The 13,728-nt window shown below is 39.9% G+C and carries 10 protein-coding genes; all 10 read left to right on the plus strand.

Translation table 11 applies throughout. From position 1 onward, the window contains the following. The first annotated feature begins 622 nt into the window (after positions 1 to 622). Positions 623 to 4,279: a PKD domain-containing protein gene (locus tag P4S71_RS12965; RefSeq protein ID WP_337150813.1), complete on the plus strand. Its 3,657-nt coding sequence runs from the start codon at positions 623 to 625 to the stop codon at positions 4,277 to 4,279. Between the two features lie 37 nt (positions 4,280 to 4,316). Next, positions 4,317 to 6,242 (plus strand): Hint domain-containing protein, encoded by a 1,926-nt coding sequence (locus P4S71_RS12970; protein ID WP_232525503.1) that lies wholly within the window; start codon positions 4,317 to 4,319, stop codon positions 6,240 to 6,242. A 286-nt stretch (positions 6,243 to 6,528) separates the two neighbouring features. Next, the gene (locus tag P4S71_RS12975; protein ID WP_337150814.1) at positions 6,529 to 6,921 is read left to right on the plus strand and encodes a hypothetical protein; all 393 of its coding nucleotides are present in this window, start codon (positions 6,529 to 6,531) and stop codon (positions 6,919 to 6,921) included. Beyond that, positions 6,900 to 7,544: a hypothetical protein gene (locus P4S71_RS12980; protein ID WP_232525505.1), complete on the plus strand. Its 645-nt coding sequence runs from the start codon at positions 6,900 to 6,902 to the stop codon at positions 7,542 to 7,544. Before P4S71_RS12975 ends, P4S71_RS12980 begins: the two co-directional genes overlap by 22 nt. A 23-nt stretch (positions 7,545 to 7,567) precedes the next feature. Beyond that, a complete protein-coding gene (locus P4S71_RS12985) occupies positions 7,568 to 8,395 on the plus strand; it encodes a GEVED domain-containing protein (RefSeq protein ID WP_337150815.1) in 828 nt (275 codons plus the stop codon). A gap of 11 nt (positions 8,396 to 8,406) precedes the next feature. Then, positions 8,407 to 9,183: a hypothetical protein gene (locus P4S71_RS12990; protein WP_232525506.1), complete on the plus strand. Its 777-nt coding sequence runs from the start codon at positions 8,407 to 8,409 to the stop codon at positions 9,181 to 9,183. Positions 9,184 to 9,257: 74 nt separating this feature from the next. Then, positions 9,258 to 9,914: a hypothetical protein gene (locus P4S71_RS12995; protein ID WP_232525507.1), complete on the plus strand. Its 657-nt coding sequence runs from the start codon at positions 9,258 to 9,260 to the stop codon at positions 9,912 to 9,914. A 124-nt stretch (positions 9,915 to 10,038) separates the two neighbouring features. Then, positions 10,039 to 10,680, plus strand: a complete 642-nt coding sequence (locus P4S71_RS13000) for a hypothetical protein (RefSeq protein ID WP_337150816.1) — start codon at positions 10,039 to 10,041, stop codon at positions 10,678 to 10,680. A gap of 14 nt (positions 10,681 to 10,694) precedes the next feature. Continuing rightward, positions 10,695 to 11,174, plus strand: coding sequence for a hypothetical protein (locus tag P4S71_RS13005; protein WP_337119930.1), 480 nt, complete (start codon positions 10,695 to 10,697; stop codon positions 11,172 to 11,174). A 295-nt stretch (positions 11,175 to 11,469) separates the two neighbouring features. Then, a complete protein-coding gene (locus tag P4S71_RS13010) occupies positions 11,470 to 13,638 on the plus strand; it encodes a PKD domain-containing protein (protein WP_337150817.1) in 2,169 nt (722 codons plus the stop codon). Positions 13,639 to 13,728 lie beyond the last annotated feature (90 nt).

Here is a 13,728-nt window from a genome sequence, read left to right on the forward strand (position 1 = left end):
TACAAAGATAACCCGTATGTTGGTTTTTAGGTAAAGCTGCATGTGGTTATTCCCCATAAATAGGCGATAAAATAGTATAAATGCCAAATATATGCCGCCTGAAGGGTTTCGTCTGGGTTAAGTAAACCTTAATCCTGAAAGATTAAATGGCTCTAGTCTTTTTACCAGAGTAATTATTTTACAATCATCCAATCTAGAACGACGTTTATTACTCATTTTACTTCCTCAATATTGCGTCAATGATCCCAATACAAAAATGGCTAGCTAACGCTTCCGTTTTCAAATTCACTGTAAATTACAAAATGATGACTGTGCTTCGCATCGTACAGACCTTTTCACATCTTTATTAGTTCTCAAAAAAATTTAGATTTATTCAACAATAATAACAGGTTAAATAAACAGAACAAAAAAAGTGAAATTAATCTCTAATTTTATTTGTGAACTTAATGTTAAGTTTTTATTTATTTTATGTTATTTACTTGTTTTAAATTAGTTACTGGGCTAGGGTTTTACTCTTAACAGCACTTATTCGCTCAACTGTTTTAATTATTGAGTCATTGCGTTTAAGTGGAAAGGTATCTTCAAATACTTATGGAGTTAATATGAAAGGATTAAAGTCTCTTTGCGTTTTAGCATTAGCGATAAGTACGCATTGCCATGCAACAGAACGTGTATCTTTATTCAACGACACGCAAAAAATTGCGCCTTCTTTACAAAAAAACAATCCATATTTAGTAATGCTTCAGATCAAAACTATCTACTCGCGCTAAAAGTATTTGCAGCGCAATACTCAGGTCACACGCTTACATTTCACCAAAGCCAAATTAGTCAAACCAAGCAAAGCCATACAATTACCCAAAAGTACCAAAATATTCCTATTTGGAATCAAGACCTTGTTGTACTGACTGACGAGAGTGGTGTAGTTGAACAAGTTTATGGCGATCTCATTGTTAATGTTGCTAAAGATATATCAACTCTAACTCCCGCGTCAGAAGAACAGCTAAGCGTAGCTCTAGATTCAATAATTTCTCAGTTTAATAATGAACGCCCCAGAGTGTATAGACGTAAATCAGCAGAGGAAGTCATTTATATAGATACTCAAGGAAAAGCACGGCACGCTGCTAAAATTGCCTTTTTCACCGATTTCGAGTCAGGGCCCTTTAAACCACAGAGAATTATCTCTTTTATAGACTTAACGACAAACGAACTCATCAGCCAATCCGATGTATTACAGCGGATCGTTTATGAGGGAGGAAGCGGCCCATCAGGCAATGACAAGGTTTCACGTCCAGATTATAAGCAAGTAGATTATGTTTCTTATCCACCAAAGACTTTTGTTGTTGCAATGGAAACTGACAATCAGCAAACCACCTGTTTATTCGATGCAAAAAACGTTGAGACTAGAAACTATAATCACGGCACAGCGCAAGTTAATAATCCTTATAGCTACAACTGCTCAGATTCAACTCGTAACAATTATAAAGAATATCACGGTGCTCGCTCTGCCTTGAATGATGCCCATCATCATGGACAAACAGCGAATTTAATGTTTGAAGCTTACCTTGGGCATAAGCCTTACTTTAATGAAAAGATAACTCAAAATGTCCATTATGGTCTTAACATGGATCAGGCATTTTACGAAAACGGCGAGGTATATTTTGGTGATGGTGACTACCTCTTCTATCCTATGGTTTCCTTAGATGTAGTTGCGCATGAAATCGCTCATGGTTTTACTGAGGAATTTGGCTCAAATACGCCAAAGTCAATGCTGACAGGACAGGCTCGTGCTATTAATGAAGCTTTTTCTGATATGGCGGGTGAAGCAGCTAAATACTTTTACTTGGGAACCAATGATTGGAAAAGCAATCACGAAACATTTCGCCTCGATGATGCACTGCGTTATTTCAAAACACCTACACTCGATGGAAATTCAATTGATCATGTTGATGACTATGATGACTCAGTAACTTCTCATCATGGCGCAGGGGTATTTAACAAAGCTTTTTACTACCTCACTACAACTGATTTAGATAATGAATCCTCACCTTGGAATACAAAATATTCCTTTATCCTGTTTGCTAACGCAAATAAAAACTGCTGGACCAGCAATAGTAATTATCTTACTGGCGCAGATTGTGTAATGCGACAAACCCACACGGTACGTGATCAGTTGACTCAAGATGGGATTAAAAAGCAAGATGGTAGCCAATGGCTAATCATTGAATTACAAAACCATGTACGTAAGGCGTTTGCGCAAGTAGGTATTGGCCTGAAAGTTGACCATGGGCTCGAAAGCGAACTTGGTTATGACCGCCAATTTTTGGCCTTTGATTTTAAAAATTTGACCCGTAAAGATGGTCAGCAAGTTACGGCTGCCAACAGCGAGGGCTGGCAATGGCAGTGGAATTTTGGTGATGGCAGTTTGCAAAGTAGCGTCTTTGAGCCTAAACATAACTTTGCTATTGCAGGCGAATACAACATTGAACTTACGGCTATCGACCCTTCTGGTCAATCAGATACTTTCATGTTGCCTATTGACGTTTTTGACGACTATTGTCTAGCGCAAGGCATTAATCATAGTAAGTATTACTTATCGTCAGTTTCGTTAAATAACTACAAAAATGACTCTACTTCAAGCAATTACAGTGACTACTCATATAATATCGTCGACGTGGAGGACGGTAAAGCACTCAATGTAACGCTAACCGCAGCACCACATCCAGATACTCAAGACAAAACAAAGAACTTTTATGTCTGGTTAGACAAAGACAATGATGGTTTATTCCACAAGACTGAAGAGCTCGTGCTCTATGGAAGCACTAAGACGCAATTTACTGGCGAGATATCATTGAGTGGCGAGTTAAACCAAACTTACCGCATTCGTACTATGGTGTCATTTGGTTTAGTAAAATCAGCGTGTGGGGATATGTCTTGGGGTGAAGTTGAAGATTACACCGTTAAACTAATCGAAAACAATGACCCTGCTGATTTGAGAGTTACCGCTAATCAAGGCGTTAATCAAATGAGTTTTGATAACAGCACGGTAGATGCGCGTGTTAAGCGTTGGCAGTGGAAATTTGGCGACGGCACCACTAGTAGCGAAAAATCTCCTGTTTATAGATATGCGCAGTCTGGAAACTATGAGGTAGAACTAAAAGCGTATGATAGATTCAGCAAAGAGATAGGAAGTTGGAACAAACAAGTTCAGTTTGATACGACAATCACAGCAAAATTTACACCACAAAGATCTGGTAACACTATTTCTGTAAATACAGATCAAAGTATTATGCCCCAAAACAGTACGATACAGTGGCAATTTGGTGATGGCGATAACTCTTCGGTTAGAGATACTCAGCACACCTACCAAGCCGATGGTGAGTACACTATTACACTCACAATTGAACATGTCGATGGTACGCAATCGGCCAGTGAAACGGTAAAAATTGGCGAGAGCAATTTTACTCCTGAAGTGAGCTATACGGTAAACGAACAAGCAGATGGTACGTTTAAGGTAAGCTTTAATAACACTACCAAAAAACCTGAAAATGCAGCTTGGGATCCCGATGTTACTCTAGTTTGGGATTTTGGAGACGGCACAACACTTACACAAAACAGTAATTTTGGCCAAGACACAGAGCATACATATCAAGTCGCTGGAACCTATACCGCTAGCTTAACTATTAGTTACGACAAACCTTTGTGGGATGATTGGGGAAGCCGAGCTACTGGCACCAAAAATATGCTGCTAGAGCTTAAATCAGCACAATCTGTTGAATATTGCACGGCGGTGGATCTCACAGACTATGAACACATTAGTAAAGTGACTTTCAATCAAGATGGTCCGTTTAGCAATGCGCAGCAATCTGGCGTCGTTAACCCGAATAATCCAATCAAACTATATGCCACACAGAGTAATACCTATCGTATTGAAGCCGGTTATGCAGGCAGTGAAACATTCGCTGAGAATTACCATGTCTGGATTGATTTAAATAGTGATGGCCAATTTGGTAATGGTGACTGGAGAAACGACAAATCAGAGCTTTTAATAATGGACTTCGACCAGACTAACCAAGACTACGGTAAAGGTTATGTTGAAGGGGAATTTAGCATTTTAAGCAATAAGTTGTCACAGCCTATCACGACGACTCGTATGAGAATTTTGCAGTATTACGGATTTAGCAGAGTAAATAGTATTAATCCTTGCTCTGACTATAGCAGTGCCGCAACCTCGGGGAGCGGAGAAATTGAAGACTACCTTGTCGAAATCTATAAAAATTAAGGAAAATAACATGAAAAAACTAAATAAAAAGGTGCTCATGCCGCTTGCAATCGCTTTAGCAATCAGTAACGCGGTAGCTGCTAGCAACTATATTAATGAACAACAAGTTACCACCGCGTCAAAACAGAAGTCTGGGCCTGCAGCAACGAAGGGCACAGCGGTAACACAGCCGGATCAATTTGGGATCCGCAAGCTAGATATGTCAAATCCACAGCACTATCAATTGGCAAAGTCACGATTGATAAAAGCAAATCGTATTGAGAGTGATTATCCGCAACTACATAAAACGCTAGATGTAGCTAAAGGACAGCATTTATCAGCAAAAATGAACATGACAACGTCTGAAGTGCCACCGGTTAGTGAAGCTGAAGTCGATATCATCAAAGAAGCGCATTTCTTCTTGGATATGAACTTAGCCATTTCATCAGATACAAACGAGCCATATATTATTGTACGTGCAAAAAGCTCACGTTTTGGCGGTACAAAAGCGACTTACATCGACTTATTATTAGAAGATGCAAACGGCAATCAGCTTGCTCCTTTGGGCTCTACATTTAATGTGTTGTATGGCAAAGACACGCTTGCAACTTCGACTATTTCACTGAAATCATTGAAGGCAAACTTCCCAAATTTAGATACCATTTATGCCAGTTCATATGTGGAACTTGAGCAAGAAGATGGCACCATCAGTACAACGATGAAGTATACTGAATACCCCTTCTCATGGGAGCATTTTGAAGCACTTTATGGCTCAGCTTCACCAGCTGCAAAGGGCGACGCTCCAGTATCTGCACTTAACGTTGGGATCAGTTCATCATTGGACACACGTCCAAAATATAATGCAACTGCACCTATCGATAAAAACAATGATGCTGTTATTAAAATCTGTCTAAACCGTAGTCATGCAGACTGTGACTACGCAGCAGATCAAATTGGAGATCCTAACGAAATTACGGATGTAAACATCCCATTCAACGGTGAATTACGCATTCCTCACGAGATCACTGATATTTATCCAACTATAGGTGATTTACCAAACGGTATAGATGAGCCAACAAATATCTATTTACAAGAAGGTATCTATGGTGGCGCGACAAAGCAAAGCTACAAAGGACTCGAAAATGCAGTTAAACAATTTTCTGACTATTTAGAATTTGAAGTTGATAGTGCAAACCAAGAGTCGATCATCCGCTGGAACATCCCGCGTTCAGAAGGTCGTTTTGGCAATGCCAAACTTTTCTCGAATATCGCCCAAGCAAACTGGTATATGACATTTGCTGTTAAAGGTTATCCGTACTTTAAAAAGGGACGTGGTGGCGCGAATGCATTCCAAGTATCGTTAACGTCAGAGACATCAGCGCGTTTTGGTAACTTTTATAGTGAAGTGTTGCCTATGATGAAGCTTGGTTACAGTTGTTTAGCAACCGGCACAATGATCACTATGGCCGATGGCAAGCAACGCGCTATTGAAGATATTGCGAAAGGCGATTTGGTGTTAGGTGCACTAGCTTCGAATACTCAAGTTAAAGAACCTATGCAAGTTATTGATGTGTCAGTAGGAATTGAAGCGATTAAGATGTATCGCATAAAAGGCGCTGATGGCTCTGATATCTTAACAACTGAAACCCACCCAATTTCTACCTCTAATAAAGGTCTTATTTGGGCGAAAGAACTGCAAATAGGTGATCGTATTCTTACGGAAACAGGTTCTGTGCTTGTTACTAATGTAACAAAAGAGAAGTACAAAGACAAAATCTACAATTTGAAACTGGCGCCTACAGAAAATTCGAAATTCGCTGAGTCTCGTAATTTTGCAATGTTTGCAAACGGCATGGCGGTAGGGGATTTGGCTACTCAAGACGAATTGAACTACAAAGATCAGAATATTCGCATGTCAGAAGAAGAGATTCTTCAACGCCTTCCTGAAAAGTGGAAAACTGACTATATCAATAGTTTGGATTAATCAGGCCACTAGGCCTTTCTATTCGAAAGGCCATACTTCTCTGTAAGGAATTAAATATGAAATTTACATATTCTCCATTGGCACGTGCCATGGGGGTAGCGGTTTTTTTGCCTGTAGTTTTTCAACCGCAGCTGAGCAAATAGGCAATTTTAACTTTGCTACTCAAGCAAGTAACTCTGACTTAGATTCAGTCACGCTAGGTACCGCTTACCACAGTGAAAAAGAAGGTTTTTATGCACTGCAAAGTGTACTTGGTCAAGTAGATGAAACCTATGGTAATACTGAAATGGATTTTGTTGTCGGTGTTGACATGAGTTATAGCCAACTATCGAGTATGCTTGATGGTAACTTAGGAGCGGCCCTTGATGTCCCCGTAATAAAAGTGGGGGTTGGCGCAAGCTACGCAAAACAAAATACTGCAGATAACTACACCGGTACTTACACACTATTTCTCTCCTTAAAGCCAAAAAAACGGCTGTTAGTTGCAGATCCTCAAACAGGGTTTAAACCTACACAAGCCGCGCTTGATTTGGCCAATGCTAATCCAGGAGACAAATTCAATAATATTGGTAATGAGTTCGTGTCAGCGATTGAATATGGATCTCAAGTGATGATCAACCTCAAGTTCCAATATAAAAATGACGAAGACAAAGTAAAATGGGGGGACAGCTTGGTGTAGATTGGGCTGGTAAAGTCAATGTCAGTGGTAAATTGCAAAAAGTAGACGAAGACGTGAAACGTAATATCAAAATTACGGTTTCAGCATTACAGTTTGGTGGCGACCCGATAGAGCTTTTGAAGGTGATCCCAAATCAACTCGTCAACTGTACGATGGAAAACCCGACACCATGCTTTGATGTTTTTAAAAACAGCATCGATTACATCAAAACCAACTACGTTGCTCAGTTTGATACCTTGGATAAATATAACGTCGGTAGAGTATTGACACAAAGTTACACCGATTCAGGGCCAAGTCTATCTCCATTAGTACCTGATGATGTGTACCCAGCTAAAAGCATCTTGACTAAATTGGCGCTCAAAAACATGAGTGATGATTGGGTGCAGGCAATTCTCGATAATCGTCGTGCGGATAACGTACTCAATTACTACGCCAGTGAGTTGAATAACTCACATCGAACTGCATTAGAAACCATTCGCGATAATTCACTCTTTAACTCTTTTATTTTGGCGGACGCCGTTGATTTTTGTAAGCGTAATCCAATAGGCAATTATTGCCGTGATAGAGAGCTACAGACTCGTGGCCGCGTTCATCAATATGACCGTAAATGGCTAGAATTATAAGGAATAAGACTATGTTAAAAGTCATGCTAACCAGCACATTAATTACCTCGTTTGCTGCCATAATAGTGCCATCAGTACAAGCGAATACGACTTTATTTGAATCTCGAGATGTACTCACACCACAGCAAGCGTTAGGTCGCTTTCAATGGTTGGAAAAGTGCTATTCAGGATTATTGGTTGAGGTCTCTGATAATATTTTCGACCCCACAACCCCCATTCCAAACGATGAGAAAATAGCGGATCTTAAAAAAGTGATGCTATACGAAAATAATACCCTTAGGGGAGATGCTAAATACCTCACCTTTGGTGACGAAGATAATGCGAATCCTAAGAACTGGTTTGCGGGTAAATTACCAACTACCTCTTGTTTTCAGATCCCGTCTGACTATCGGATCAGTGCTGTTATGGTCACCCCTACAATGCCAAACTACTGTACGACAAAGTCTCGTGAGCGAACCTACGAATTCATCCAATCGGTGAAATTTTCCAATATTGATAACACCAGCAGCAACACCTTTTACAGTAACTATGTTGGCGATACCGCGAAAATATATGCAGATAAAAGCTACCAGTTAACATTAACCCCGGGATTTAGTAGTGCAGAAGCATACCCTGAAACTTGGCATGTGTTTATTGATTGGAACCAAGACGGTGATTTCAATGATACAAAAGAAACCTTGTTTGCTGGTGTTTCTGAGCAAGCAACTCAGGTCGAAATTACCCCACCAACAGGTGCAAAAAAGGGCATGACGAAAATGCGCGTTACCATGGATTACTTGGGTGGCAGCAATGATGCATGTAAAGAAGTAGACTCCGGAGAGGTAGAAGATTACCTCCTTTACGTGAAGTAATAGGTGGCAACATGAACTTATACAAACAGACTATCGCGGCACTTATTGCCTGCACTACACCTTTCGCATTCGCAGATTCAAATTTTGTGAATGAAGCACAGCTAATGCAAAAAGCACTCAATGTGAATACCTTCCAAAGTGAAATACCTGGATTGGTGAACGATCACATTGTGTTGGGTACAGCCTATAACAGCGATCAAAAACGCTTTTTGAATGTTCAAACTGTCGCAGGTGAAACCATTGAAACCCTTGGTAATACTCGTGTGCAATTTGAATTAATAAATAATGGCAGCTACGACGCAGTTCTTCGTCAGCTAAATGGTAATGTTGATGTAGATGTTGGCTTTCCTGTTATTCGTATTAAAGCGGGTGGTCATTTAGCCAAGGAAATGTCCTCTACTGAGTTTTCGAATACTTATACCTTCCAAGCATCGTTGACACCCAAAAAACGTGTTCTTATGCCAACAGATGCCAATATTGGTTATACATTGACACCTTCAGGTAATACGCTAGCAAATGAGTATCAAAGTAAACTAATGAGCATGGCTGGTGATGCCTTTATTAGTGAGATTGAATACGGTGCTCAGTTACTTATTAACATGAAAATTGAGTACTTAAGTGAGCAGCACAAAAGTGAAATTGGCGGTTATTTAGGCGTTAGCTATGGCGCAGGAAATATTGGTATTAGCGTCGATGGTAAGCTTAATTATATTGACGAAGATCTTAAGAAAAGTGTGCGTATCACCGTCAGAGCATTGCAAAAAGGGGGGATCCTAAGCAGCTGCTAAGTATAATTCCTAACAATATTATCACTTGTTCACTTGATAACTATGAGCCTTGCTTTACCTTATTTGAGCAAGCGGTGAACTATGCGAAGAACGACTTTGGCAATCAGTTTAATGCACTCTCTGATTATAATGTTGTGCGTTACAAAGCGACTCCTTACGAGATCAGTTCACAGGATTTACGTCGCTTAGACTCCGGTAATAAAGATATTCGCTTTGAAACTACCTACCGTACTTTATGGCTTGAAGATCAATTCAAAAAGTCGGTTAATCATGAGCACCGTGCTCGTGGTGTGCTTGCACAATACGCTAGCTGGATGACTGATGTACAACGTCAAAAAGCAGAAAGCGTGCAGGAAGCCGCTTACAATAACGCTTGGATTTATGAGCAATATGCCCGGGTTTGTCGCGATAACCCTTATGGGGCAGCATGTTCAGATGCATGGAATGATTACCTCAACACCTGTGGTGGTAGCGGTGTCGGCTGCATACAAAGCTACACGCTTGCTGATCTGAATATACCAGCGGATAACATGAGCCAATATTTCAAATGCGAAAATGCTCGAGAGGCAACCGCGAACTTTGGTATTGAAGAAAACCATGTATCGCTTGGGTTTAGACAATTAGGTTGGGCACCATCATTTGTTGATGCTAATGACCCCGCTGCGGGTGTGATGGCATGGCTACCATGTAAATCAGCCCTTCCAACCTATGGAGCTGCTTTTGAAAATTAGCGAGTAATAAAAAATGCTAAGATTCAATTAGTAAAATTGGGACGTGGTAAGTAATAAACAATCGAATATTGAGTTATTGCTTCCTCGCCCTTTGCCTCTGCAAACCATTTACAGGAATTTATGTATGCACTTAATAACCATATTAATAGTGCTCTGTGGCCTGTTAAGCTTTTACGCAAATGGACATACCTATTACTCTTTAAATACCGAACAAGAACAGCTTGGACACGGGTTTGAGCAGAAATTAGGCATACCGCTTGAACCATGCCTCGATGGTCAGTGGCAATTTCAAGGCGGTAGTATGGGCGATTTGGCTTATCGTGGCGACTTTGACTCAGATACCATGATCAATACCATCACAGGCAGCGTAAAGGCTGGTATCAACTTGGTTATTTTTGGAGGTTCAGCCAAATTTTCCATGCGCAGGAAAGTAACAAAAAATAGAAATTCTGCCGCCTCGGCAGTAGAATTAACCTATGAAAAAGGAAGTTATAACTTTGAAAATAGAACGACTAAAATGGCTATTCAAGGGCTACTAAATACAGATCCAAATCAAGTAAGAAGCCGCTGTGGTGACAGCTTTATCCACAATATCAAACTCGGCTCGCGTATCTATGTAACAGCCAAACTCCATTTTAAAGATCGCGCTAAATACGAATGGTTTCAGACTAAAATCAAAGTGAAGTTTCTTTTTTTAGTAAGACTTTTACTAAAACTAAAGTATTTCAAGAAGCTACCAAAGATGCTGTATATACTATTCAGGTGAACACCGATGGTGGTATGACGCCAGAACTAGCAGGGCTAAGTAAAAATGGCACTATGCATTGTAAAACCGATAATCTAACTCCTTGTATAACGTATGCCGATAATTTGTTTAGCTATTTATTTGATGGTGGTGACTATGTTGATGATCTTAAAGACGAACATTTAAATATTTTAAAGTATGAAGTCGAAAGTTACGAGGATTCTGGCCATTATGACTTAGCCTATGCTGGTCAAGCTGCAATATCTGAGCGCTATATTGCGCTGTCCGCAAGGCTCAGAAGCTATCAAGATTTAGTTTATGACGAGATAGAGAGGTTGAGTGCGTTTAAAGCGGTATCTGAAGAGCCGCTTGAAATCGAGCAACTAGCAGCGCGTATTACTGCACGTAATACTCAACGTATCGGACTTGAGCAAGCTGGCGAGTATTGTGCAATTTTGCCCGGAACAACTCTTTGCGAAAGCCGTATTGAGTCTGCGATAGCGAACGTTGACTAGTTGAACAAATATTTGGAAGAATATCTGCGATACTGCACGGTCTTAACCCGTTGTCTAGCCACATTAGTTAGATTGCTCTTTAACTAATGGGGTTATTTAACCTGAACTTTGGATGAAAAACAGGCTAATTGAAACCTCAAGTTACTTACACACTACAGTCTATAATTTAGCCTAATAAATTGAAAAAATAGCGTATTTGTTCTAGAGTGTAAACTTAATGATAAAAAGCTAAAGTTAACTCATATTTCATTGATTTATAATGTCTTTTTATATGCCCATCGACTAAGGATAGCCAATGACTTTTTTTAAATCACTTTTATTGCCGACAAATCTCATCCAATTAAATCTTATTCGATTTAAACAATTCACCTCTATATTTATTACTTTATTCCTCGTTTCGTGTGGGGGCGGCAGCTCTGGCTCTCCTGAGATAAAACTACCGCCAATTGAAGAACCGCTAAACTCTGTTACTGAAGTACCAACAAATCAAATATTACATGCGTTTTTTCGTGATCAAGATAGTTCTATTGGCAAACTATCTGGCAGCGTAACTATTGTCGCGCCTGAAGTTATTGATAGTGACCCCGCTAGAGTTGAGTCTGTATGGGCTTATTGGGTAGATGAGCAAGGAAATAAACAGGGTGATGCTTGGTTAAAAACTATGAAAAAATCGGTTTACGATCTTAATATTCCAGAGGATACAAGTATACCTGAAAATACCAATGCGTTACTTCTTTTGCCGGTAAACACCATTGGACAGGCCACGAAAGGTACCCTTATTCCCTTTCATGATTTCATCGGTAATGCTGAATTATCGGGGCCTGGTGGAAATAAAGTTCACACTTGGGATTATGGCGTTGGTCGCAAGAAAATTTCAATTCAACGCACAGAAGATCAAGGTGGATTATGTATTTTTGATAATGGTTTAGTTAGTATTACGCATATGAATAATACTAAGGATGAAGTTGGGGAGAGTTATAATCGTAACGAACTCCCTAACGATATTAATGAGAATGCCTTCCCTCCTTATTCCTTTTTATGTGGTACGCAGCCAACACATTCCGAAGATATGATTTCTGATGAGACTGGGGTTTGGACGTATTCAACGCTAAATGACGCCATGTTTTACGGCACACTAGTTTACAATAGCTTTGTTAAATACCTAGGGGAGCCGCCACTGGAGGACAAAATTAGAATCCGTGTCCACTATGGTCAACAATATGAACAAAGCGCCTTTTGGGATGGCGCATATGCCAACTTTGGTGATGCGTATCCATTATTTTACTCAATGGCTTCACTTGACATCATTGCGCACGAAGTAGGCCATGGAGTTTTAAATAGAATATCTGATTTAAATCGATTCGATCATGAAATTAGTACTGATGCTCGTACCTTGCATGAAGCCTTTGGCGATATCTCAGGTGTAATGGCAAAATACGAGTTTACGGGACATTCAGATAATTGGATTCACGGCCAAGAGAATGGCGGCTTTATTCGTCATCTCGATCAGATAAAAACTGAAAATGGTGCAATTGATAGCTTTCTTGATTATGAAGAGGCTGGTGATAATTTCTATTTACGCATTGGTATGATCACCTACCCATTTTATTTACTATCAAATCAATGGGGAATAGAGCCTACCTATAAAGTGTATTTAAATTCAGCGAAGGTCTGTTGGAGTGCGTTGACCACACTAACTGAAGCTGCTGAATGTATTAAACAGCAAGCAGGTATAGCTGGCTTATCTGAAGAAGATGTTGTTGAAGCTTTTAAGGTGGTAAAAATAAAACTTTTTGACCAAGGCGTGCTTAGCTATTTTAATGCAGAGAAAATTAAATTACGCACTCAGTTTACCGATGATAGCCGCTCAACGAGTCAAGTAGTTCAATGGTTATGGGATTTTGGAGACGGCCAAACTTCAACAGAAGCAAGCCCCGAGCATATCTTCGCAGAATCTGGAAGCTACCCAGTTAAGTTGACAGTAACTGATCAATCCGATGATCAGGATACCTTTGAGCGGCTTATTCAGGTAACAGATGAGTATTGTTCAATAAACTCAGCTAGCGTCGATAAGCACATCACTCATGTTTTAATTGGTGGTAACAACATTAATTATAGTTCAACAGCATGGGACTATACCCAAATGCCTATAGAGCTAATAGATCCCAGCAATACTATCATTAATATTCAAGGAGATACTGAAGTAACAGAGCGATCTACCTCATGGAAAGTCTGGATTGACCTCAACGATAATGGAATTTATGGCGATGAGGTTAATGAGCTTGTCGTAGATGAATTTGTCGAAGAGGGGCAACCTTATGGCCTTAATACTATACTCGATTTATCAACGCTGCCAAGGAGCCGTCAGGCTAAATTTATGAGAATTATTGGCGACTATGCCGTTTTTGGTCCTTGTTCTTCGAGTATAGGGGAAGCACTAGATTTACGTGTGAGTTGGCAGTAAATTCGGTTAATACACCCTATTGAGTCGAGCTATTTATACTAGAGCGCGCTGAACTTTGAGGTATGAAAATAAATAGCATGAAAGAAAGGC

The sequence above is a fragment of the Pseudoalteromonas sp. B62 genome, from assembly GCF_037162565.1.
GTDB classification, from domain to species: domain Bacteria; phylum Pseudomonadota; class Gammaproteobacteria; order Enterobacterales; family Alteromonadaceae; genus Pseudoalteromonas; species Pseudoalteromonas fuliginea.